This window comes from Paenibacillus plantarum, assembly GCF_013141695.1.
In the GTDB taxonomy this organism is placed as follows: domain Bacteria; phylum Bacillota; class Bacilli; order Paenibacillales; family NBRC-103111; genus Paenibacillus_E; species Paenibacillus_E plantarum.
Map to the genome: position 1 here is coordinate 158,839 of NZ_WHNY01000093.1, position 25,816 is coordinate 184,654.

A 25,816-nucleotide genomic window follows, 5' to 3' on the forward strand; every position below is an offset into this window, starting at 1 on the left:
GTTCTTCGCCTCCTGAGCAGCTCGCAAGCATAGGATTATAAGACTAGGTATAAATAACTGAATATCTAGATCTTTATACCCCCATTATACTTGGGATTCCTTTTAGCTGAGCACGCATGTGTTACGAAAACAGTAATTTTCGTAACACGTTGGCTAGTGCGGGTGTGCGGCTCAAGTGCACAAAAGGCCGCCAGCATTCGCTGACAGCCCTATCGTCTTACTCTGATTTGAGAATTACATCCTCGCTGTGCAAATCCCCGGCAAAGATCAACCCTTCGATTGCTCGTGGTTTGGGCAGCAACGACGCACTCACGATATTCCCCGTGTGATCGAGATACGAAGCAACATCCACATGACCATGGTAGAGACAAATCTCATCCGACCAGCCCTCTCCCTCGATCCGCAAAGCCGTCGCTTCCCATGGCGCCAACTCTCTCCCCTGCATATGTGCCGATGTCCGATGAACGACTACACGTGACTGTGTTCCGCCTTCCTTATTCGGGACAACGACGGTCTCCATCGATGCTTTCCCTCGAACAGATAACGACCGCTTAATGACGGGATTCGTGTAGTACTCCCCTTGAAGGAACAACAGACCAGATTCTACGGTCAATACATCTTCCTGCCCTGCTTGCGGAGGGTAGAGTAGTTGCACATTTGCTCCTTCTAGATGCGTACGAACCCTTTTCCCTTGCCAATCACAGATGGCTTCGCCACAAGGCAGGTGATAATACTGCTCGTAGCGATGCAGATCTTTGGCCTCGAACAGATCGACGATGAGCCAGTACCGGTTTTTCACAAACAACACTTTACGAGAGTGAATAACCGGATCATCGTACCGGGTGTAGCCATAGTGACTTGCAAACCAATAGTCATACTGCGCTTTACTGCGCACATCCCAAACTTTGCAAGCAGCCGTCGGCGGCGCATTCCAATGCAGTCCTCGGACATGCTGATCCTGTCCATCTACGACAACTGTGTTATGTGCCCGTGTGGACACCGTATATTTGCGCTCTTTGTTCCACTCGAAAAGACCCATACCCGAGTCCGGCAGCAACTCCTTGCCGCCAGCATACATGATCAGGCTCAGCGCATCGGAATGCGCATGACCGTTGATCCCAACGCCAGCCCGCATCCCCATATACAGCGCGTCCTGCTTCCAATCCTCCCGCGAGAGGATATACCCGCCAATCGGGAAACAGGCAAGTGTTTCCTTCGGCATCTCGGCGGTCAATTGTTCGTACCTTTCCACCGCCTGAGGGCCTAGCCTCCATAATAAGGAGAAAGGTAGTTTAGCGTGTCCGCCATACTTAAAATCAGCCCGATTGTACAAATACGCCCCCAAGCTCATCGTCGTACGCAGTTCACTCGGTACATGAACATCGGTATCTCCGAAGCGCGGCAAGTTCCCCTCCGGCGTCAGCATATGCAGGAGAACGACATACATTTGCTCAAGTACTTGCTCATACGATGATTCGACCTCCACATCCAGTGTCTGAAACAGAGGCACCAATTCAAACAAGTCCCGCATAACGACCAAATGATAGTTGGGACTCGCTTCGAACTGGACACCATCTTCGTACACATTTTGCTGAATGTAGCTCGGTAATTCCTTCAATCCGTAGCTTAGCCACGCGGACGACACCTTCAGCTCTGGCAGCAGCAGAGCGACCTGAATGAGCCCGCGAAGCTGCATGGTCGCATGGTTGCCGTGATGGGCGTGGAAGCTGCGCACATAGCAGCCATGCTCGTGAAACGATTTGATCATTTTCATTTTCACTTCCGGCGTGAACGAGGCCGAGCCCCAGAACGTCATGAACGCTTCTGGCAGCATGAACAACCGTACCCCAACGGACAACGGATCCCACGTACAGTGCTGTGCACGGAACGTGTCGTCGACAGGTACAGGGTTATCATCGATGAAATCTCGCATCATTTCATTCCAGCATGCGGCATATTTCTCATCACCAGTCACACAATAAGCCCGCGCCAAATGCTTCACATAAACGAATCGCGTCAAATGCAGCTGATACTGCGAGCTATCATACAGCCAGCTGTTCCAATCATACTGGCCAGCCTGAAACTGAACGCGTTTGCCTTTAAAAAGCGGAATATCCCCCGCCACAATCCGGTCAGCTTCTACGACAGACAGCTTTGCTTCCTCGTCATCACCATAGCGCTCTCTAGCATAGGCCATCAAGCTCGGCACATCGCCGACGTTGAAATAGTACCGTTTGGTGACACTGGCATCGATTAACGCCAAATACGCATCCCGCGCGCCAACTACATCACCGAGATCCATGCACTCGCGTACCCTCTCCATACCTGGTCGCTCCGCATCCAGCTCTTGCCGAATAAACGCTTCATCGGACATTTGCGGTTGTGTAAAATCTGGATTATGTCGTAAATCCTTATATCCTATCTCGATCATACGTTCACCTTCTTATTCCTTAATAGAGCCTAGCATCGCGCCTTTGGCAAAGTACTTTTGTAGAAAAGGGTACACGGCCACGATAGGCAACATCGCTAGCAAAATCGCCGCATTCTGTACATTCGGTCCGAGATTGACCGCCAGCTGTGCATCGATGGCGGCATCAGGTGATATGTTGGAGGCGCTGATCGCGACCATTTGCCGCAACAGCGGCTGAATCGGCCAGCGGTTCGTATCGTTGATATAAATAACAGCTGAGAAAAACTCATTCCAATACTGCACCATGAAGAATAGGGTGAAGGTCGCGATAATCGGCTTCGATAACGGAATGACGACGGAGAATAGAATACGGAATTCCCCCGCCCCGTCAATGCGCGCTGCTTCGTCCAGACTTTCCGGCAAGCTTTGGAAAAAGGAGCGAATCACAAGCACGTTAAACGCACTTGTAGCCGCAGGCAGTACGATCGCCCAATACGAATCGAGCAAGCCTAAACTTTTTACGACCAGATAACTCGGAATCATGCCACCATGAAAAATCATGGTAAAGAAAATAAACAGCATCATGAGACGGCGGCCTGGCACAATCCGTTTGGAGAGCGCGTAGGACAGCGTGATCGACACGATGAGATTGACGCAAGTGCCCAATACCGTAATGAAGATCGAATTTTTGATTGAATTCAGGAAAGTCTGCGCATTGAACAAGTAGCTGTAGGCATCCAGCGTCCAATGCTTCGGCCAAATAAAGAAGTTGCCGGCCATGGAATCCCCCGGGGGGCTGAATGAAACCGCAATGATATAAAGAAAAGGCAGAATCACCGTCAAGGAGATGAGCACAATGATGACGGTAAGGAGACTGTCGAACCAGGTTACGCGTGCTTTCATGATGTCACTCCTCTCTAGAAAATACCCTCTTCGCCGAGCCATTTCGCTGCATAATTCGCGGTGAGCACCAGAATGAGACTAGCTACGGACTTAAACAGCCCAACGGTGATGGCGAAGCTGTAATTAAATTGCTCCAACCCGATGTGATACACGAAGAGGTCAAACACATTGGACACGTCCAGATTCAAGCTGTTGGTCATCAGGAAGATTTGCATAAAGTTAGAATCGAGTGATGAACCTAGCTTGAGCAGCATCAGAATGACAATCGTGCTTTTGATCCCAGGCAGTGTAATATTCATAATATTATGGAAGCGGTTCGCCCCATCTACTTTGGCAGCTTCGTACAGCTCTGGATTAATGCCCGCGAGCGCAGCGAGGAAGATAATCGTCCCCCAGCCCGCATCCTTCCAAATCGATTGCAAAATAATAAGCGGACGGAACCATTCATTGCTGACAAGGAATAACGTGTTCGAACTGAACCATTGCTCCATGTAATGATTAATGACCCCTGACGGGCCGAAAAACGAAATCGTAATGCCGTATATGACAACCCAGGACAAGAAGTGTGGGAGATAGACGATAGTTTGGGAAATTCGTTTGAACAGCTGAAGCCGCAATTCATGCAGCATAATGGAAAGCATAATCGTAAACGGGAAATAGACGAACAAATTGAGAAATGAGAGCAGCAGTGTATTTTTGAAAAGGATATAAAAGTCCGACGTACTGAAAAAGTCTTTGAAATTCATAAGGCCAACCCACGGGCTATCCCATACGCCGACAAAAGGGCTGTAATCTTTAAAAGCTAACACTAGTCCCCACATCGGGGCGTAGTGAAATACGATAAAGTACAGGAGGCCCGGTGCTGCCAGCACGTAAAAAGGCCACAGTTGTTTGAATTTATTTGGTTTATGAAGTCGTATCGTTCTCTCCAAGCCGTTCCCCTCCTTACTAAAAATAGAGGGGGCTAGCCGCGCCCCCTACTCCGTCTTACTTATGATCTTCGTTATATTGATCGAGCAGTTCTTGCGTGATTTGTCCGCCTAAGCCGTTCGTCCAAGCATCCACTTCCTTCTGAACATCGTCCCATTTGGACTCGCCCAGGACGTATTTCGTCATGACAGCGCTCATTTTTTTGTAGCTGTCTGGACTTTTGCTGGCAACCTGCGAATTATAACTCAGGAATGGATTGACAATACCGGCTTTGCTGATAATATCCAACGATGCCTTTTGAACCTTCAAAATCGCTTGATCCTTCGCAGTTGCATACGTGTAAGGATCGGCTTTGTTTTCGAGAACAAATTGCGATGGTTTATCTAGATCAAATTGCTTCTTCTGCTCGTCCGTTTGAACGGCAACGCCATCTTTCAGCTCACTGGCATGCAGCCCGAGTACGCCGGTTTTCGCGAATGCTGCGTTCTCTTCAGAAGCGCTGAAATCCAGGAAGTCGACGATTTTTTGAACTTTATCTTTTGGCACCGAGCTCGGAATTACCCAAAGCCCGTAATAACCGCCGCTCACGTTAACGCCTTTTTTACCACTTGGGCCCTCTAACAGGTCAATGATGGCGATTTCCGCATTCGGGTCAACTTGTTTCAGTTTAGCCACATTGGTTTCGGTTAAGTCACTCGCATTGCCAGCAAAAACACCAGCTACACCCGCCAGGAATTTGCTTCGTACCTGCTGCTGGTTTTTCAAAACCGGCGCATCCTTGTCAATCAAGCCTTTACTCCAAGCGCCCTGCAACCAATCGAGGTACGCTTTGTACTCTGGGGTTTGGAAATCCCGAACCGCTTTACCGTTATCCAGCTTCCATACGTTAGGTACACCGAAAGCAAATTGCATTGGATTCGTACCCGCAAATGGACCTGGCGTTCCGATCGCATCTACACCATTGACCGAAAGCGGAATCGTTTTGCCGCCGCCAGCCGGATCTTTTTCCTTAAACACTTGAAGCGCTTTGGTCAGCTCGTCCATCGTTTTCGGCACAGGTAAGTTATATTTATCCAACCAGTCTTTCCGAATGATCAGGTTGCCATCTCCGCCACCGTATATACCGCGTGGTCTTGGAATCCCGTATGCCTTCCCTTTGACTTGTGAGTTGTTCCACACGGCCTGATCAATCAGTTTTAAATTTTTGGTATTGTTCAAATAAGGGGTAAGGTCATGGAACGCACCCATTTTGACCAAATTAGTAAATTTGTCGTCCTTACCGCCATCCATCAAAAGCAAGTCATAGGAATCTCCCGCTGAGACTGCAACAGAAAGCTTATCTTTGTAGGCTTCGGACGGAACAAACGTAACGTCAAGCTTCACGTTACCTCTTTTCTCCAGATCCTCTTTCGCCTTATTGTTGTCTGTCGCTGGCGGGTTGCCGAACAAAATGGTCATCGCTTTAATCGTCGTAGGCGCTGCTGAGGCAGCGGGTGATTGCGAGCCCTGGGCCGTGCTGGCTGGTGTCTTCGAATTGCTAGAGCAGCCTGCTGCCACAGAAGCCAAGAGCAATGTAGCCGCGAGAACGGGTACAAGCGTTTTTTTACTAGTCATGTATATTCCCCTTTTCGTTTTTACTGACGCGTCGTATGTGGTACATTTTGAATTATAGAAGATCATAAGGAAGCAAGAACATGTCGAAAACAAGTGAAAGTGTCACCATTTTTAAGATAACCGTCCGAAGCGCTATCCCCCATACTCCCCTTGTACTATAATTCAAATACAAAGACCCCCCGACCCGGACGGAGGGAGATCAACTATGCCAAACGGATGTGATGAGCACCATGATGTTGCCCTTCTTCGGTTTTCTAACCCGTAGCTTTTATATCAAAATGATTCTAGTCATGCTGGCTGTCTCCATCATCCCGCTGATTGTATTGTCCTATATCTCCATATCCGTCTCCAGTTCAACAGTGGAAAAACAGGTCAATCGGCTGAATGCCCAGCTCGTCAATCAAGTCGTGGACCGCATTGAACTGACGATGTCGAGGTTCCGAGAGCTTAGTGAGCAGTATTCCCGCATTTCATCGATCCAAAGCGCACTGGTGTCGCCCTCCTCCCAATATTTCGAAGAGGTCGTCCGCAAAAAGGATCTCATCTCGGTCCTCAGCACCGCTTCCGCCGTGATCGGCAATGTCGAAGGCTTGCAGGTGTACTCCAACATTACCGGCGAAGTCTTATCATCGGATGAGGCTCCCTCAACTTTGGAAAACTCACCTTTCAAACCCTTGATCCAAGAGTTTCTGGCCAAAGGCCCATCCAGCATGTTTCTGGATAAGAGCTCACACCCGGATTTAAAAATACTGCAAAACTCAACCTACTATATCGGCCGTATCCCTTTCGAAGTCTACGAGGACATGCGTGGGGTACTTCTGATTTCAATGAATAATGCGCAGTTTCAGCAGCAAATCGAGAATATTCAGCTTGGCTCGCTCGGCTCCGTATCGCTCCTAACACAGAGTGGCGTTACCATTGCCACAACCAGCAAGCTAGAGCGCAGCCAAGATAACGTCCGTACCCGTGGTATCTTAGACCATTGGATCTCCTTAGGGAAACCGACACAATTCGAGATGGACACGTCCATCATTTCCGTAAAGCAAACGAAAACCTATGATAAATGGATTGTCATCTCCGAAATTCCATCACGTGAGTTGACGCAAAGCGCTGACATCATTCGCAAGACCGTTACTTATTTCCTCCTTGCGCTTGTCACGGTGGGCGGGCTTTCCGTCATGGGCTTCGGCTACCAATTATATCGCCCTCTGCAGGCGGTCAAACGTCAGGTCGATGCGATCAAAAAAGGGAACTTCGATGCCCGCGTCACCTATTTTGCCAATAATGAAATCGGCGATTTAGGACGCATGCTTAATGCGATGGCTGTCCGTATTCAAGACTTGCTCTCCGAGCAACAGGAATCCGAGGATATGAAGCGCAAGCTGGAGATCAGGGCGCTACAGTCGCAGATTAATCCGCATTTTATGTACAATACACTCAATACCATTCGCATGTTTGCTATGCTGAAGGATTACGACAATATTAATACGCTGATGGGGAAATTCGTCTCCTTGCTGCGTTACAGCATGGAAAATTATGATCAGAATGTGCCGCTGCAGCAGGAGTTGGACTATCTGCAGGATTACGTCGGTTTATTGAATATGCGATACAAATATCAGACCAAGCTTCATTTCGACATCGCACCGCCGCTGGAGGCCATGTACATCCCTAAGCTAAGCTTGCAACCACTCATTGAAAATGCCGTGTTTCATGGGATTTTACCGAAAAAAAGGGCTGAAGGCCACATTCACATTCGCGTGTATACGCGGTCTGATGATGCTTATACCGTTATTGAAATTGAAGACGATGGGATTGGTCAGGATGAGACTCAGCTGGAGAAGCTGCGCGTGCACATGCAGCAAGAACAATTGGGCGAAAATATCGGTCTCAAGAATGTCTGGTTACGTATGAGGCTGATGTTCAGTAAGGAAGCGCAGATGGAATTATTCTCTCCAGGCGATACAGGCTTGCTGATTCGTTTCCTGCTTCCCCCGGATACCGTACGTTTGAAGGAGGTGCAGCATGAGCAGCTATAAAGTGCTATTAGTTGAGGACGAAATACCGGCAAGAACCGTTTTTCGACACATGATCGAGGGACACAGCGACAAGTTCGCACTCGTTGGTGAAGCGGAGGATGGACTCGAGGGCCTTGAACTCTTTTTACAACATAAGCCGCAGATGATCGTGACAGATATTACGATGCCTGGGATGAACGGGCTGGAGATGCTCCACGAAATCGAAAAAAGCGGTGCAGCGATGCCGCAAATGATCATTTTAACGTGTCACCAAGACTTCCACTATGCGCAACAAGCCATTCAGTTAAAGGCCGACGCCTATTTAATCAAAGATGACTGCCTCTCTGATCCCGATTTGCTTGCCCGCACCATGGAGGGGCTTGCCCGGCAGGCGGTTTCATTAGATGAAACTCGGGAGAAGCAGATGCTCCTAGAACAAAAGGTCCGTTCGAACGAAATGGAGATTGAGCAGAGTACCTTTCTCGATATGCTACGATCATCGGACGCTGAGTCTGATTGGCTCCAGAGCTTGGAAGCAGCCCGTATTCCCGTAGCCAGCGGAAACTTTCATGTGCTGCTGCTGGAACTCGACCGAAGCTCGCTGCGGTTTTCGATTGATCAGCAGGAGGAGCTGAAGCTCTGGCAGTTCGCCGGCGTCAACGTTTTGAAAGAGCTGCTCACGGCCCGTGGGGCGCATAAAGTCATCGCCTTGGATAAAGGGCGGTTCTTTGCGATCTATGCGCCAGAGGGCAACGCCTCCCAAAGAGAGCCGCTCCTTGAACAGATCATCCAGTCCTTTACGGCTTATCTGAAAATGAACCCGCTCACGCTGGAATTCCGCATCGAGCATGGCATGGGAGAACGGCTGGCGGAGCTGAAGAAGTTGGTGACAGCTGCCTATCCGTTCTTCTATCAGTGCAATATGACCGTCTCGCGATCCGCTTGGGCCGAGATGGTCACGTTTCAACACATCCCAGAGAATTATAGTCGGCTCTGGGTGAAGATCTTGAAGCAGGCTCTGCTAGAGCCGCTTCGCAGCGCAGCCGCCCTGGAGCAGGAGCGCAACTCCTTCTTCCGGCAAGCAATGGAACAGCGTTGGGAGCCGGAGCAGATCAAATCCTTATATCTGCGTGTATTTCTGGATATTAGCCATTTCACGGCTGATTCCGAAGAAGCCGTGGAGCTAGAGGCGGCGTTCCGCAAGAAGCTTGAACAATGTCAAACGTTCCACGCCGTGCATGAAACGACGTTCCTTTTCTTCCGTAACCTGCAGAAACTGCAGGGTGATGGCAAGACGATCGACGCCTCGATCTCCCGTATGATCCAGAAGATGTACGAGGATCTCAGCTATCCGTACAAGCTGGAAGAGCTGGCAGAATCGATCAATTACAGCGTGCCTTATTTCAGCAGCATGTTTAAGAAAACGACCGGCGAAAGCTTCGTTCAGTACTTGACCCGCATGCGCGTGGAGAAGGCCAAGCTGTTGCTCCTGACAACGGATCAGAAGACGTTTGAGATCGCCGAGTCCATCGGCTTCGAGAATTACCGTTCGTTTAATCGGATTTTCAAAAGAGAAACTGGCGTGACGCCTTCGGATTACCGACGGGTGCAGCATGAGTAACCGTAGCAGCGGATTGGCCTACAATCTGCCGCTTATCTATTAGCGAGTATGTACTGGGAAGGCGTCATGGCCGTGCACTTTTTGAACACTCTTGCAAAATAATTAAGATCATTAAAGCCCACCATGAAAGCAATTTCCGTAATTGGAATGTTGCCTCTTAGCAAATAAATCTTAGAAGCTTCCACCCGTTTCAGATTGATATAATCGATCAGATTTATGCCGACATCCTGCTTAAACTTCCTTGAAAGATGCGAAGCATTGACATGAATATGTGCGGCAATCTGCTGCAAGGTCAGAGGCTTTTGCAAATTTAAATCGATATGATTGACCGCATTTTTCACAATACTGCTATAGCTCTTCGTGGAATAGACATGTACAGCCTCGCAGTACTCTTCGATGATAACCGCCGTTAATTTCTTCAACTGCGGCAGATTCGTCGACCTCTCAATCGTGATCGAGAATTTCTCCGATATATTATGTACATAAACCGGATGCAGGCCACCCTTCTCGGCGGCAATCCGGCATAAGGTATTGAGTGTAATCAGTAAATTTTTCGTTGACCTAATTGGGCTCTCTGGAATGCGATCCGGGAGATTAAAATGGCTTCCTATTTCTGCGGTTATCCGACGAATTTCCTCTGTATGTCCCCTTGCGACTGCATCCATCATCTCTTTCTCATAGCGATAGCGCAGCTCAATCACAGAGATACTCTCCGCGATTTGACTCTCTTGCTCCTCTTTACGAAGAACGGGCGGAATGATAGCTGGACTGACCAATTGGCTGTCTGCATGCGGATGTGCACATAGATTGACAATGAAATCCCCCATCATGTTGGAGTCATTACTGCTCATAAACGATAAGGATTGGTAAAAAGATTGCAGCTGCTTGCGCTCACTGATCGGCAGATTGCTTTTCACAATGACATCACTTATAAAATCCGCATTCGGGATACTTGAAAGGAAAGGTCCCGCTAGCACGAATCCGCAATAGGTCTGTTCCCGCCATACACCCACCGCAAGATATTCAAGTCCAACCTCATTGATGTAATAAAAGCAACTCGTAGGACTTAACCCTTGTACAATCCCTTGTAGTTCCGGGTACGCACGGCCTACTGACTGAATCACAGCGGGAAGCTGATGGTCCACCAGTTGAATAGCAACCTGATCCTCTGAGTCAATAAATCGGACATCCAACTTAATAAAATGGTGCAGCAACTGCAAGGTTTTATTAAGGGCTTGTAGATCAAAATGACCATCTCCCAACTAGCTCATCCCCTTCTTATGAATACCCTTAGTATAAATCCGCCTCAAGACAAGAAGCAATACCCGTGCTAATCGAATCAAAATCGTGCGATCTCAAACAAGGTAAATCATTTATTATAGATTTGTAATCGTTTTCAACTTTATGTAATCCATAAACTCACAAAAGGATGGGATCTATCCATGAGACAACTTATAAATATGAACCAATCTTGGTCTTTCAGCAAACAAGATATCGCCGTTACGAATGATGTTATTTGGGATGCGAGCAATTGGGAACCGATCGACCTCCCCCACACATGGAATGCGATTGACGGCGCGAACGGATTTGATTTTTACAAAGGAGCTTGTTGGTATCGCAAAAGCTTCTTCGTTAGTACAGCGGCACATGGCAATCGCGTATTCATTGAGTTCGAAGGTTCCAACAGTATCACCGACGTTTATGTAAACGGTCAACATTTGGGACAGCATCGCGGCGGCTATTCCACCTTCCGTTTTGATATGACGGACGTGATCACCATCGGTGCTGAAAATATACTTAGCGTGAGAGTCGACAACACGGTTGTGGACGATGTCTACCCGCAAATGGCTGATTTCACGTTCTTCGGTGGTATTTACCGGAATGTGAACATGATCATTGCTAGCCCGGTCCATTTTGACCTGCTGGATTACGGTTCCACGGGTGTCTATGTCATTCAAGAGGACGTTAGCCATGAAAAAGCCGTTCTTACGATCAAATCTAACCTAACGAATGATGAAGCTGCAGATAAAAAAGTAAGACTATGGGTGGATATCCTCAATGCAGCTGGTCAGCATGTGGGTTATGCAGCCAAAGAAGTGGTGCTAGCCGCTGGCGAAACACAAGTCGTTGAAGTGCCAGTCGTGATCAAGAATCCAACGCTCTGGAACGGTCGCAAGAATGCTTATCTATATAACGCCCAAATGTCCTTGATCTCATATAACGATACGATTGATGCGCTAAGCATTCCGTTTGGTGTGCGCTATTATGAAGTCGATGCGGACAAAGGCTTCTTCTTAAACGGTGAGCATCTGGCCTTGAATGGGGTTTCTCGTCACCAGGATCGCAAAGATATGGGCTGGGCGATTACACCACAACAACATGAAGAAGATATGGCGCTAATCAAAGAAGTGGGTGCAACGTCCATTCGTTTGGCCCATTACCAGCATGATCAACATTTCTACAACCTATGCGATCAAGAGGGGATGGTCGTGTGGGCCGAGATCCCGTTCATTTCGATCATGTCCAAAACCGAACTAGAAGGCATCAATGCCAAGCAACAGATGATCGAATTGATCCGCCAAAACTTCAACCATCCGTCCATCATGTTCTGGGGCATCCAGAATGAGATCCAAATCGGCGGCGATACACCTGCGCTTCGCAAGCTCGTCAATGAATTGAACGAGTTAACGAAGCAAGAAGATCCTACGCGTTTGACGACGATGGCGAACGTGATGTTCGTTGAGGATAACGACGACTACAACCGGACAACTGACATTATTGGCTATAACAAATACTATGGCTGGTACAACGGGAAAGCGGAGGATTTTGCCGCGTGGATTGATGGCTTCCGCCAAACGAACCCGACAGCGAAGCTTGGGATCTCCGAATACGGGGCTGAAGGGATTATTCAATACCACAGCAATGATCCGAAGGTGAAAGATTATACCGAAGAATACCATGCGCTGTACCATGAAATCGTGTGGGATATTTTCGCCAAACGTCCTTTCCTGTGGGCAACGTATGTATGGAATATGTTCGATTTCGGCGCTAACATTCGGGACGAAGGCGGCGTGAAAGGCCGTAACAACAAAGGCTTAGTCACTTACGATCGCAAGATTAAGAAAGATGCCTTCTACATGTACAAAGCGAACTGGTCCGATGAGAAATTCGTTCATATCGCAAGCAAACGCTATATTGACCGCGCAGATGACGCGATTAACGTGAAAGTCTACACCAACTGTGACACGGTTACGCTTTATGTAAACGGTACGGAATTAGCTTCGCAATCAAGCGAGAATCGAATCTTCCTTTTCAACAACATAGCCCTTCTTGCTGGCCACAATGAGATCACCGTTATCGCCCACCAAGATGGTCAGACGTTCGAAGATACAGCCTTCTTCAACAAAGTAGCTGTTGCTAACCCAAGCTATGAAGCGCCAGAAGAAAAAGGCGGCATCGTCAAGAACTGGTTCCAAGTTCCTGATCTTGGTGATATGCAAGTCGAAGAGCTTGTTATCACCGATGACGTCTACTCGACTCGCTGTTCCATGGGCGAAATGATGGAGAACGACGCAGCGCGCGCGGTACTTGAGAAATATTTGGGCAACTTCTCGGAGCATCCGATGTTCGGCATGGCACAAGCGATGAAAATTGATATGCTGGCTTCGCTGGCAGGCGACATTTTCAACGAAACACTGCTATATGCACTGAATAAAGAGTTGACACAAATCCGGAAACAATCCGAAATCGGTACGCATTAGTTCCTATTAATAACCGTATAGATGGGGCGGCCTTCGCCCCTCTTCTTGTATACCACCTTGTCCACTTGGAGGAATAACCTATGAGCACCATGACGAATGTACACAAGCAACACATCGAAGCAGCCGTTAGCGAGTCAAGGAAGTTTGGTATGCGTGATAAAATCGGGTACTTGTTCGGGGATTTTGGAAACGATTTCTTTTTCATACTAGTGAGTTCTTTTCTCATGGTCTACTACACCGATATCTTCCACATCAGTGCGGCGACTGTTGGTCTCCTCTTCCTCGTAGCTCGTATTTGGGACGCGGTTGCGGATGTAACTTGGGGCCGATTTATTGATACGCGCAAGGCGAGTAAGCATGGTAAATTTAAACCTTGGATTCTGCGAATGTCATTCCCTCTGGTCGTATCCGGTGTGCTTATGTTCGTTCATATTCCTGGCATGTCGAATGGCTTCTATCTGACTTATGCCTTCATCACCTATATTCTCTGGGGAACCCTCTACAGCACCGTCAATATTCCTTACGGATCCATGGCCTCATTCATCACGAGTGATCCTGTTGAGCGTACTAGCTTGTCTACGTTCAGAACGATGGGCGGACTGTTCGCCAGCTTGATTATTAATGTGGTTGGACCGCTGGTTCTATTCGTGAATAACAAAGCTGATGCGAACCACTTCATGATGGGTGCCATCCTCTTCGGTATCCTATCCATTTCTTGTTATTTGGCTTGTTATACCATGTCTACGGAACGCATCACGACATCAGCAGCACAAGAGAAGAATACGAATATCAAGGTAACCTTGAAAGCATTAGGCAAAAACAAACCATTACTCTCGATTCTAGCCATCTCACTGATGTTCATGATGTTGAATATGCTAACTGGCGCGGTTAACGTTTATCTGTTTAAAGACTATTTTGGAAGCGCATCCTCTCTGAGTATCGTCGGACTTGTTCAAGTTGTTGTAATCTTGATTGCCATTCCAATGGCTAAACCATTAGTCGCTAAATTTGGTAAAAAAGAAATCGCCGCTGCCGGCATGCTCCTTGCCGCTATCGTGAATCTTGTCCTTGCCTTCCTTCCAGGCTTAACAGCGATGCAGTTCATTGGCATATCCACATTAGGAACATTCGGCTTCGCATTCTTCAACCTCGTTGTATGGGCATTTGTAACCGATGTCATTGACTACCACGAATTCCTGACAGGCATGCGCGAAGATGGAACGGTCTACTCCGTGTACTCCTTCGCTCGTAAATTAGGGCAAGCCATCGCTGGTGGTATTGGCGGCTTCGCGATTGCCGCAGTGGGCTACGATTCCGTACTTCCTAAGCAAACACAGGCTGCGCTGGATGGCATTTACCGCTTAGGCACCTTGGTGCCGTGCATTGTATTCTTCGCGATTTTCATCATGCTCGTATTCGTCTATCCGTTAAATAAACAGCGTACACTTACGTTGGCAACCGACTTGGCTGCGAAGCGCGGTGAGTACATGTAATCTCGGATTTTTACAAATAATGCCCTTGTAGATGAACACGCTAACAAAGTGTTCCCTACAAGGGCATTCCTGCTTCCTCATGCTATAAATCCGTTTCATCATCTTCCCATTTACGCGAATAAGCCTTCTTCGTAATCCAAATCGTTAGCCCAATCACAATAATAATGGCAATGACACTTCCAATAATTGCACCAACCACCTAGCACACGCCCCTTATATCTACTCATACATCCCATTGTATCAAAAGTCGCCGAGGCCAAACAGCACCCACTTCGACAATTCCGCGACAGAAGCCCAACCTCGCAACCTATTAGAACAAATCCAACTGCCTCGGCGCGAGCCCCTCGTAGTCTAAGCCCAGCATGCTCATCAATGTTTTCGCATTCCCGGCTGCATGTCCACCTGAGTTGTTGTTGAAAATGATGCAAACCTCGCGCGTCTGCTCCTGCAAGCGGAGCAACCTCACCTTCCACTCCAACAATTCCTGCGGATTGTAGTCGTACAGATACCGCACATCGCGCCAGTTTGCTTCGTTCGTCTGCACCCATCCCCCAACATTGCGTCCGTGGAAGCGCACCATCGTCATGTCTGGATGCGTCGTCTCCAAGACGATCGGAACCGATCCAATTCCCGCCTGCGGCTCATCGCAGATGCTGTGCATCCAGCCCTCGCGCTTCATGAAGGCCAGCGTCTTGTCGCGCATGTCCTCCGTGAACCAGCTCTGATGGCGGAACTCCAGCGCTAGCGGCACATCGCCCATTCTCGCCTTCGCCTCGCGAATCACATCCACACTCGCCTTGTTGCACGCAAACCAAGGTGGATATTGAAACAGCACCGCCTTCAGCTTCCCTGCTTCCTGAACCGGTCGAATCGACTGTAAGAACGCCTCGTACATCTGGTCTGCCCCACCGGCAAAAGGATTCTCTCCCCGTAGATGGCCAGTCATCCCTTGGTATGCCTTGATAATAAACCCAAAATTCTCCGGTGTCTCTTGGACCCACTTCGCATAATTACGTTCAGGCTGTACGGCGTAGAAGGAGGTATCTACCTCCACGATCGGGAAATGAGCGCCGTATGTCACGAGCTTCCCTTTGCTCCCGCCCAAGTCATGGTCACCCCAACCAGCCAAACCGATGTTGATCACTATTATCACCCCGTGCACAATCACTTTGTTAAAGGCATTCGTTCATCTATCATATCATCCTCGCGCACCATTCCCAAGAAATACACGCTCACTATCGTGGAAAAAACGCCTCCGCCGTCCTTCAAGGACGTGAGCGTTATAGAGAAATATAAGAAAAGGGACTGTACTTGAGAAGTACGTCCCTTTTTGTATATGGCAGCCACGTTAGCGCTCCTCTCTCGTGCAGGGAATGTGGGCAGCCGTGGACTAAACACTAGAGTAACTGTATTTTGTACAGCTAATTTCACGTCTAATTCGTGTTTCCGTGATTTAACTGGAAATTATCCATGTAATTTCCAGATTTCAACAGAATACTGATAAAATTCGATGATTTAACCACATAAATTCCATCTAATCGTGGAATTTGGAGGGATTTGCAATAATTAACTGTATGTTTTCCATTTAGCCGGTGGGAAAGCCGAAATCAGTTAAAGTGAAGTTTGATTATACATGAACTAAAGGGGAAAGATTCGCTTACCCAAAATTCTTATATGTCAAAAAAGCGCGTCCCCCCATGAAGGGACGCGCGTTATCATTCATTCACAGCCAGCCAATGGCCTGGCGTTACTTCAACAAACCGCGACCGCTCCAGTCCGTACGGATCCTGTATCGACGAATCAATGAGCGGCACGAACGCCTTACGCGACTCCACCGCCGGATCAGGAACCGGAATCGCCGCGAGCAGCGACTTAGTGTACGCGTGCATCGGGTTCGCATACAATTCTTCGCTCTCTGCGAGTTCAACGATCTTGCCCTTGTACATCACGGCTACGCGGTCACTGATATGCTTGACCATCGATAGGTCGTGAGCGATAAACAGGTACGTTAGCCCCAGCCTCTGCTGCAGTTCCTCCAGCAGCTTGACGATCTGCGCCTGGATGGAAACATCCAGCGCCGACAACGGTTCGTCGCAAACGATAAACTCTGGCTCGACGGCCAGTGTTCGGGCGATGCCGATCCGCTGTCGCTGCCCGCCAGAGAACTCATGCGGATAGCGCATCGCGTGAGATGGGCTGAGACCGACCATCTCAAGCAGTTCTTCGATCCGATGCTGCCGTTCCCCCCTGCTGCTCGTCATGCGGTGGAGGTCCAACGCCTCGCCGATAATGTCGGCAACACGCATACGCGGGTTCAGAGAAGCATACGGATCTTGGAAGATCATCTGCATATAGCGCCGCATCGTCTTCATTTCCCTGCGGTTTAAGCGGTTGAGCGAAATCCCCTTGTACAGCACCTCTCCGCCTGTCGCTTCGTTTAACCGCAAGATGGTCCGACCTGTGGTGGATTTGCCACAGCCTGATTCTCCTACTACGCCTAGTGTCTCCCCAGCACGGATGTCAAAACTAACATCGTTGACCGCTTTGATGATCTGGCCTTTGCCTAGATTGAAATGCTGTCTAAGCGACCGTACCTCCAGCAAGGGGCGATCATCTGCTGAGCGAGTGACAGAGGAAACGAGTTTAGGTTTCTTCTTCTCATCAAGCCTTGGCAGTGCGTTCAGTAGACGCACCGTGTAGGGATGCTTCGGAGCAGAGAAAATCTCCTCCGTCGTGCCCGTCTCCACGACTTCGCCATCCTTCATGACTACGACCCGATCACACATGCCGGCTACGACACCTAGATCATGCGTAATCAAGATAATGGAGGTGCCCAGCTTGCGCTGAATCTCCTTCATCTGGTGCAAAATCTGCGCCTGAATGGTGACATCAAGCGAAGTCGTCGGCTCGTCCGCAATAAGCAGCGATGGTCGACAAGCAAGCGCGATCGCAATCATTACGCGTTGACGCATACCACCGGAAAACTCATGGGGATACTGTAAGTAGCGTGCTTCTGGGTGGGGGATCCCAACTAGCTTCAGCATCTCAATCGCTTCCCGCTGTGCTTCATCCTTGCCAAGCTTTCGATGCTTGATCAAACTCTCCTCAATTTGTCGACCGATGCGCATCGTTGGGTTCAGAGAGGACATCGGATCTTGGAAGATCATGCCGATATCGCGACCGCGAATATGCTCCATCTCGAGATCTGACTTATCAGCGAGGTTCTGTCCTTGGAAGAGAACCTCTCCCCCCTTCACCATCGAAGGAGGTGATGGCAGTAACCTCATGATTGTACGTGCTGTAACGCTCTTCCCGCTGCCGGATTCGCCCACGATTCCCAGCGTCTCTCCCTCGCGAACAGAGAAGCTTACGTTACGAACCGCTTCAACTTCCTTATCTCGTGTGTAGAAAGAGACAGACAATTGCTTCACTTCTAAAATGGATGTCATATAATCACCTTTGAGTTGGGATAAACTTGAAAAGAAAGTTTCTATCATTCGTAAATACATGTTAAAATATAAGTTAATTATATCGCAACGATAAAAAAATTATATAATTCGAATAAAATAAACTATTTTTCGACCATTATTGACATTTTCAGCTGCCACTCTTAAAATCTACTATATCGATCGGAATAATGCAATATAAACGACCGACAAAGGAGCATACGAACTTGACCGGGCACACTTCAGCTATGGATTCACCTCTAGTCGACCGACTCGGGAACATTTTTTCCAAAATGCTATTGCATCCTACTTATCGCTTTCTGCTACTGCTGGCGGGGGCTCCCTTGCATCTAATCGTCTATGTGGTTTACCTGTCCAATAAGAAGAAGAGTATGCACAAGGCTAAGTTGGACAAGTTAGAACAGCAATGGACTTCCTCCGGATATCGAGATCAGCTGTTCAAGGAGGCGAAAGAACAACTTGAACGCAAGCACCGATTTTTCGGTCAGACCGTGGCACCAGAGAAGCTGGATCGTGAAGCTAATCAGATCACGGCGATCAAGTTCAGGGAGGCGTTATTGCGTCACCTTGATGCTGAGCAAGATGGGAATGGCAAGTCGCAGACTACCTATGCCGATACATTCACCCAGTTGATCCGGCACCCGGCTTTTCTCGCTATATCCATTATTCCCGGTGTTCTCATGTACATTCTTATGTTGATTTATAACAACGCCTATTTCAAATATATCGCTGAACGGCTCGTGATGACCGTTTTCGTCATTTTTGGCGTCGCCTTTCTGGTCTTTACCATTCTCTATCTGTCGCCCATGAATCCTGCCGCCAACATTATCGGGGAAACGGCTACAGCCGAGCAGATTGCCAAGTTTAATCAGCTTTACGGGCTTGATCAGCCTTATCTGGTTCAGCTGTGGCATACGTTCCGAGGTATTCTGACATTCGATCTAGGCAAGTCGTTTGCGGGAAGTGAAGACGTCACTACCTCCATCGCCGCGAAGTTTCCCGTGACGCTGACACTAACCGTCATCTCCACGATTGTAGCGGTACTGATCGCGCTGCCGATCGGGTTGGTATCTGCCACTCGGCCGAATTCTTTCTTCGACTATACGTTCATGTTGATTGCACTGATTGGATTGTCGATCCCTAACTTCTGGCAAGGGCTCGTCCTCATCTTGAATTTCTCAATCAAGCTGCATTGGCTCCCAGCTACGTATAATCCGAACAATGCCTTAACGATGATCATGCCGATTGTCGTATTAGGAACAGGACTTACAGCGGCCGTCGCCCGGATGACGCGTTCTTCTACACTGGAGGTCATCCACGAGGATTATATTACGACAGCCCGGGCCAAAGGGTTATCTCGCGGCCAGGTACTTTGGAAGCACGCCGTGGGTAATGCGCTAATCCCGATCATTACGGTCATCGGACTTCAGTTCGGTGCCATGCTCGGCGGAGCGGCTGTGACAGAGAAGGTTTTCAATATCAACGGGATTGGGAGCTATATCGTGGACAAGCAGTTCATTCCCGATATTCCCGCAATTATGGGTGGCGTGGTCTATACGGCCATCACAATCTCTATCGTCAATGTCGTCATTGACATTTTATATGCCTTTTTTGATCCAAGAATCCGTTCCAAAATGAAACAATACTAGCAGGTGACAACGTGACCAAACCGATACTTACTAAACAGGACACTCATTTCAGATTACGTACCTGCTCCGAATACGGACAAGCCAGCTTTGCGGGGATCGCCTCCCTAAGCTTGGCCCTGGTATTGTTGATCAACAGCTTCGAAGGAGCTCACCTCGCTGTGCATTCAGCCGTGTTCGCTGCCTTTGTCTCGTATTTGGTCTTTGCACTTCTTCAACTAGGAACAATGGCTTTGATCCGCAGAGATCTGCTTCAGCATGGTGAGATCCGCCGCGCCACTCGATGGTTAGGCTACCTGCTATTGCTCAGCTTGCTGACTGCGAATATTTTCATCGTCACAGCTGCCTTTCAGCTCATCAAACGCAAGAAGAATGCCGCATATATTCTCTCGTTCTACGCATTATTGACGACCTTGTTCGTTTTCGCTGTCTCAGCTCTAAACGTCTTCAAGCCGTATGTATCCAACTTATTCGTACCGGGTATGGGCCTCATTTTAGTCGCGGGAGCCGTTCAATTACTTGCTCTTCTTCTGATCTCCCGATATGCAGATGACCAGCTTATGCCCAAGTGGATGTGGGTCGTCGCGGTACTGCTGCTTGTAACTGCTCTAACGGGCAATGTGTTCGCCCTAGCGCTTGGCATCCTGTTGATGTCCAAACTTAAGAACAGAGATGGTTCGTCCGGCACGAAATTAAATGAGGTTGTTGACCGGCTGTCTCGCAGTTCTACTTCTATGCTCGGTCTGTGGTTCATCGGCTTTCTTATTTCAATCTCGTTGTGCAGCTACTTAACGTTCGACTACGGGATGGCGATCGATAATAACTACGGAGCTATCCTGCAATCGCCAAGCCTTACCTATCCGCTTGGTACGGACAACTTTGGCCGATGCCTGTTCTCTCGGATCGTATTCGGTGCACGCATCTCGCTCTTCGTCGGTATCCTCTCCACGTTGATCCCCGTCATTATCGGAGGCTCACTGGGAGCGATATCCGGTTACTACGGACGAAGTACGGACAATCTCATCATGCGAGCGCTTGATATCTTGTACGCCATTCCAGGCATCCTGCTTGCCATCGCGATCATCGCGGCGTTCGGTGCCAGCACGGTCAATCTCATCATCGCACTGAGCGTCGGGGCCATCCCAACGTACGCTCGGACCATGAGAGCCAACGTGTTGCTCGTCTCTACACTTGAATATGTACAAGCGGCGCGCGCTTTCGGCGCTGGCGATTATATCATTTTGCTCAGACATATTATCCCGAACTCCATTGCACCAATGATCGTTAAATCTACGTTGACCGTCGGTGGAGCCATCATCTCAACAAGCAGCTTGAGCTACCTCGGACTCGGCGTTGAACCGCATATCCCCGAGTGGGGTAATATTCTGAAGGTTGGCAGTTCCTATCTCGAAACTCATGCCTACACGGCAATTTATCCTGGCTTGGCTATCATCGCACTCGTGCTGTCCTTCAACTTCCTTGGAGACGGACTACGCGACGCGCTGGATCCTAAGCTTGACTAAAACAAGCAAGTCATCTTGGAATATTCATTCTTACTCCATGGACCTCGTTACACATACACTTGAAGGAATATGGAATGAATGTGCGTTCATACACTTACTTTTACTAGGAGGGTCAATCTATGATTAAGAAAAGCAAGGTCGTCATCCCCGTCATCCTCGGTGCCTCTTTGATGCTAAGCGGATGCAATTTCACAACGAAGAATGACGCTGCTGCGTCACCAACACCATCACCAGGAGCATCAGCTCCCGCCAACACTACCCCTGTCGACATCGAACTGTTGGGTATGAGCTCCAACGAAACAGACCTTAACATCGTTCGCGACCAGCTTACGAAGAACGGTTTTAACGTGAAGTTGAACATCCAGCCAGATTACGGTACGTTCAAAGCGCAACAAGATGCAGGCAACTTCGATGCTGCCTTGTCCAGCTGGACTACGGTTACAGGTAACCCGGATTATGCGGTACGTTCCCTTTTCAAAACAGGTGGCGACTACAGCATCATGTCCGATCCTGAAATCGACAAGCTGATTGATCAAGCAGCAGCACAGACACCAGAGCAGTACACAGAAACTTACAAGAAATTCGAACAACAATTAGTGCTAGACAAGGCTTACATCGCACCGCTGTACAACTCACTTAAAGCACAAGCGTTCAATCAAGATGTACTGAAGAAAGAGTCTGTACGCCTCTCGAAATCGCGCTCCCTTCCATGGGAAGAGCTAGACTTCAAGGATACGGCCAAACGTGCGAAAGACCCGATCATTCTGCAATCAACGCTTCCTTCTTTGACATCCCTCGATCCGATCAAAGGTAATGACGGTTCGATCAATATTATCAACACGAACATGTACGTTCGTCTTCTCAACTTGACGGATGATGACAAGCTAACAGCTGAAGGCTCACTTTCGCACAACTTTGCGATTGCCAACGGGAATTCAGACTACTACTTCTTACTTCGTGACGATATCGACTTTGCACAAATTAAGAACAAGCTAGCCGCTGACTCTGGCGAACGCGTTGGTGCTGAAGATGTTATTTTCTCGCTAAATCGCGCCAAAGACAAAAACTCTGTACCGAATCACCGTACTTTCACTTTGCATGAGCATATTAAAAATGTAGAACTCGTGACTGACCCTGCCGTACTTGAATCCGTTAAAGTATCCGGTGGCTCCGACACAATCAAGTCGAGTCTCGAAAAAGGCCTTGACGCCAAAATTTCATCCCTAGTCGCGGATAAAACAAAGGCAAGCAATAAAGAAGGCAAATATCAAGTTGTTAAATTGACAACGACAGAGCCGTTCCCGCAAGTCTTGAACTACTTGGCACATCAATCGGCGGGTATCGTCTCCAAGAAGCAAGTTGAAAGCATCAACACATACGATGTAGCCAAATATGATGTAAATAAAGACATCGCGTACGGCGACCAAGCAACGATTACAGAGGGTGCTAAATACAACAACACGTTGGCTACAAGCGGTCCTTACATTCTGTCGTACAAAAATGATTACGAAGCAGTTTTCTATAAAAACCCTGGTTATATGAAGGGGACAAAGTACGAGCCAAAAGTTGACTCCATCAAAATTCGTTTCATCAAAGATGCTGAAGCCACCCTGTCAGCGCTTAGAAGCGGTGAAATTCACTTGTACTACGGCGTGTCCGAAGTGAAGTTCGACGTTGTCAAAGCAGATACTAAGCTTTCGCTCCAAACCATCCCAAGTAACGCTGTCTCCTACTTGCTGTTCAACACTAAGAACCGTGAGGTTGCTAAGAGCGCTGACTTGAGAAAAGCTGTACTTTACTCTATCAATCAAGACGAATTCCTTGCTTACTACAAGAACAATAAGTTCAAAGCAATCTCGACACTAAGCCCGCTTGTCAAAACGGGATTAGAAATCAAAGCAGATTCTGCTAAAGTGAAGGATTTCTTGAGCAAGTATAACGCAAGCAAATCCGGTAAGTAATTCAACTGCTAAACATGCTAAGAAGACTGCCTCATCGTCGATACGACGGTTGGGCAGTCTCTTTCATACAAACCACATCGTACAGACAGGAGCGAAACCAAATGCCAACTCCCGAAGCTACCCCCGTTAAACTGTCGCAATGGGATGCACTCATCCTAGAATCACTCAAGTCCCAAGAATCTTCCGCAGATGAGCTTCTTAGGCGGGTCCAAGTTGGGCAGCTTCCAGTAGATGAAAGCAAGTTCCAATTCGACTATACACGCTTAACTGAGCTCGCTAGCGAGGATCTCGCCGTGTTCGAGCAAGCCGTTCGTCACGGCTACCAGATCAAATACAATACGCTGCGCGGCATCGCCAGCTGGATTCTCGTCGTTTTCGGTCAGGAGGCTGAGCTGCAGCTAGAACCTGGTCACGAAGCGGTCGTGGCAACTCTTACCGCGGAGCAGCATCAACGCCTGACTGCCGTCCTCTCCTATGGATGGGCCGTGCGCGGCGAACGGGCAGCTACGCCTGAAGCGAGTTCGACATACGTGATCGAACCCCTAACACGAAGCAATTCGGTAAATAGCGTTATGCCATAACGTTATTTGGGTTACTAGCACAATTTCAAGGAAAATAGAATGATGGCATAACGCTATCTGCCGCAACAAGCCCCATGATGACATGACTTTATCTTTACAACTCCCAACGGAGCAGGTATAGTTACGCTATATAGGATTGACCCGGAGGAGCCTGCCAAAAGCGGGCTCTTTTTGTCTTTTTCAGGGAACTATGGGTCGTCTCTCACACATAATTCAGGACAATACTGGAAATCCTGAAATAAAGTTAAATGGAGGCAGATTTAGTGGAATTACAAGCTTACTGGGCAATCGGCATCTTCTTACTTATTTATGCGATTATCATTTCCGAGAAAATTCACCGCACCATTATCGCGATGATCGGCGCTGTGTTGATGGTTGTTTTTGGTATCGTCAGCCAAGAGACAGCCCTGCATCACATCGACTTCAACACGTTGGGCCTACTCATCGGGATGATGATTATCGTTGGCATTACCGCGGAGACGGGGCTTTTCAAATATGTCGCGGTGAAGGCAGCGAAGCTCGCCAAGGGACAGCCGCGAAGAATATTGATCGCGCTTGTGATCATCACAGCGGTCTGCTCGGCCTTTTTGGACAATGTGACAACCGTGCTTCTCATGGTCCCTGTTACCCTCAGTATTACGAGGCAGCTTCGAGTAAATCCGTTCCCGTTCCTTTTCACACAAATCCTAGCCTCCAATGTTGGGGGTACGGCCACACTGATCGGCGATCCACCTAATATTATGATCGGCAGCGCGGTGAGTGAGCTCACGTTCATGGCGTTTATCTCCAATTTAACACCGATCGTCATCATTATCATGCTGGCATATATTCCATTGTTCCTTCTACTGTTCAGCAAACAAATCAAGTCTACGCCCGAGCTGCAACAGAGCATAATGGAGATGGATGAGAAGGCCATGCTGACGGATCGGAAGCTCCTCTGGAAATGCCTCATCGTTCTGGCTCTTACTATTCTAGGCTTCTTCCTGCATCAGAGCCTGCATTTGGAATCTGCTACAGTTGCGCTGAGCGGCGCGTTTCTGCTTCTTCTCCTGACTGGTGAGCACATGCTGGAGCCTGCTTTTGCAAGTATCGAGTGGCCTACGATTTTCTTCTTTGTCGGTCTTTTCGTGCTCGTATCCGGACTCGTAGAAACAGGCGTGATTACGCAGCTGGCTGCGCACGCGATTGAATTAACGGGAGGCAATGAATTCGCAACCTCGATGCTGATTCTGTGGCTGAGCGCGATTGCATCGGCTTTTCTCGACAACATTCCGTTCGTTGCAACCATGATTCCATTGATTCAGGAAATGGGTAATATGGGTGTGAGCAATCTAGAACCGCTGTGGTGGAGTCTAGCTTTGGGCGCTTGTTTGGGCGGCAATGGTACGTTAATCGGGGCGAGCGCAAACTTGATCGTAGCTGGTTTAGCCGGAAAAGAGGGCCATCCGATCACCTTCGTGAAATATTTGAAATATGGCTTCCCGCTGATGATCATCTCGATCGTTCTGTCCAGCTTTTATATTTATTTCAGATATTTGATGTGAGAAAAAGGAGGCAAGTGCCATGTTAACGTACACGTATGACGAGACAGCCATCGAACTCAGTGAAACGGCCAACGACCAAGATATTGACTTTCGTATTCACGTTCTCGGGGATGCGACTATGGATCAGCGGGTGAAAGACGTTCAGCACGATTTTGACCATAACCACGTTATGACCGATGTCTTGTTCTACGCTTATCACGATCATAAGTACCAATTCATTGTCCGCAAGGATTACTACGAGGCCTTTATTCTATCTCTTATGAAGCATCGCATTTTGACTAGTGTCACTTGGCTATAGCGAAGTTGGCAACATTGTTTACATAATTGAAACACTTGGGTGAGAGGGA

The 25,816-nt window shown here is 48.4% G+C and carries 17 protein-coding genes; 10 read left to right on the plus strand and 7 right to left on the minus strand.

Annotated elements, in window-relative coordinates; translation table 11 throughout:
* Positions 1 to 217 precede the first annotated feature (217 nt).
* The 4 genes from GC096_RS37630 to GC096_RS37645 are packed head-to-tail and all read right to left on the minus strand — an operon-like array spanning position 218 to position 5,857.
* Complete coding sequence (locus GC096_RS37630) at positions 218 to 2,431, minus strand: alginate lyase family protein (RefSeq protein ID WP_171638322.1); 2,214 nt, start codon at positions 2,429 to 2,431, stop codon at positions 218 to 220.
* Between the two features lie 12 nt (positions 2,432 to 2,443).
* Entirely contained in the window at positions 2,444 to 3,313 is an 870-nt protein-coding gene (locus tag GC096_RS37635) for a carbohydrate ABC transporter permease (protein WP_171638324.1), read from the minus strand.
* A gap of 14 nt (positions 3,314 to 3,327) precedes the next feature.
* On the minus strand, positions 3,328 to 4,245 hold the full coding sequence (locus GC096_RS37640) for an ABC transporter permease (RefSeq protein WP_216626385.1): 918 nt from the start codon (positions 4,243 to 4,245) through the stop codon (positions 3,328 to 3,330).
* Positions 4,246 to 4,300: 55 nt separating this feature from the next.
* The gene (locus tag GC096_RS37645; protein ID WP_171638326.1) at positions 4,301 to 5,857 is read right to left on the minus strand and encodes an extracellular solute-binding protein; all 1,557 of its coding nucleotides are present in this window, start codon (positions 5,855 to 5,857) and stop codon (positions 4,301 to 4,303) included.
* Positions 5,858 to 6,087: 230 nt separating this feature from the next.
* Between GC096_RS37645 and GC096_RS37650 the strand changes: the two genes are divergently transcribed.
* Entirely contained in the window at positions 6,088 to 7,893 is a 1,806-nt protein-coding gene (locus tag GC096_RS37650) for a sensor histidine kinase (RefSeq protein WP_171638329.1), read from the plus strand.
* On the plus strand, positions 7,880 to 9,493 hold the full coding sequence (locus GC096_RS37655) for a response regulator transcription factor (RefSeq protein ID WP_171638332.1): 1,614 nt from the start codon (positions 7,880 to 7,882) through the stop codon (positions 9,491 to 9,493). Before GC096_RS37650 ends, GC096_RS37655 begins: the two co-directional genes overlap by 14 nt.
* Positions 9,494 to 9,525: 32 nt before the next feature.
* Here the strand turns inward: GC096_RS37655 and GC096_RS37660 are convergent, their stop codons facing one another.
* Entirely contained in the window at positions 9,526 to 10,755 is a 1,230-nt protein-coding gene (locus GC096_RS37660) for a helix-turn-helix transcriptional regulator (protein WP_171638334.1), read from the minus strand.
* Positions 10,756 to 10,935: 180 nt separating this feature from the next.
* On the opposite strand from GC096_RS37660, the gene GC096_RS37665 reads away from it, so the two are divergent.
* Entirely contained in the window at positions 10,936 to 13,254 is a 2,319-nt protein-coding gene (locus GC096_RS37665) for a glycoside hydrolase family 2 protein (protein ID WP_171638336.1), read from the plus strand.
* Between the two features lie 80 nt (positions 13,255 to 13,334).
* Positions 13,335 to 14,747, plus strand: a complete 1,413-nt coding sequence (locus GC096_RS37670) for an MFS transporter (protein ID WP_171638338.1) — start codon at positions 13,335 to 13,337, stop codon at positions 14,745 to 14,747.
* Between the two features lie 310 nt (positions 14,748 to 15,057).
* On the opposite strand, the gene GC096_RS37675 is transcribed toward GC096_RS37670, so the two are convergent.
* Together GC096_RS37675 and GC096_RS37680 are read right to left on the minus strand one after the other, a co-directional pair.
* Positions 15,058 to 15,891 (minus strand): DUF72 domain-containing protein, encoded by an 834-nt coding sequence (locus tag GC096_RS37675; protein WP_171638467.1) that lies wholly within the window; start codon positions 15,889 to 15,891, stop codon positions 15,058 to 15,060.
* Positions 15,892 to 16,462: 571 nt separating this feature from the next.
* Positions 16,463 to 18,196, minus strand: coding sequence for an ABC transporter ATP-binding protein (locus GC096_RS37680; RefSeq protein WP_171638340.1), 1,734 nt, complete (start codon positions 18,194 to 18,196; stop codon positions 16,463 to 16,465).
* A 224-nt stretch (positions 18,197 to 18,420) separates the two neighbouring features.
* Between GC096_RS37680 and GC096_RS37685 the strand changes: the two genes are divergently transcribed.
* From GC096_RS37685 to GC096_RS37710, 6 genes are all read left to right on the plus strand, one after another.
* Entirely contained in the window at positions 18,421 to 19,863 is a 1,443-nt protein-coding gene (locus tag GC096_RS37685; RefSeq protein ID WP_246303275.1) for an ABC transporter permease, read from the plus strand.
* 11 nt (positions 19,864 to 19,874) lie between these two features.
* Positions 19,875 to 21,383 carry an ABC transporter permease gene (locus GC096_RS37690; protein WP_171638342.1) on the plus strand — a complete coding sequence of 503 codons (1,509 nt, stop codon included), beginning with the start codon at positions 19,875 to 19,877 and terminating at the stop codon, positions 21,381 to 21,383.
* 119 nt (positions 21,384 to 21,502) lie between these two features.
* Positions 21,503 to 23,344: an ABC transporter substrate-binding protein gene (locus GC096_RS37695; protein ID WP_216626386.1), complete on the plus strand. Its 1,842-nt coding sequence runs from the start codon at positions 21,503 to 21,505 to the stop codon at positions 23,342 to 23,344.
* A 101-nt stretch (positions 23,345 to 23,445) separates the two neighbouring features.
* Positions 23,446 to 23,925 carry a hypothetical protein gene (locus GC096_RS37700; RefSeq protein ID WP_171638344.1) on the plus strand — a complete coding sequence of 160 codons (480 nt, stop codon included), beginning with the start codon at positions 23,446 to 23,448 and terminating at the stop codon, positions 23,923 to 23,925.
* Between the two features lie 263 nt (positions 23,926 to 24,188).
* Positions 24,189 to 25,469: an ArsB/NhaD family transporter gene (locus tag GC096_RS37705; protein WP_171638346.1), complete on the plus strand. Its 1,281-nt coding sequence runs from the start codon at positions 24,189 to 24,191 to the stop codon at positions 25,467 to 25,469.
* 19 nt (positions 25,470 to 25,488) lie between these two features.
* Positions 25,489 to 25,767 (plus strand): hypothetical protein, encoded by a 279-nt coding sequence (locus GC096_RS37710; protein ID WP_171638348.1) that lies wholly within the window; start codon positions 25,489 to 25,491, stop codon positions 25,765 to 25,767.
* The last annotated feature ends 49 nt before the right edge of the window (positions 25,768 to 25,816 follow it).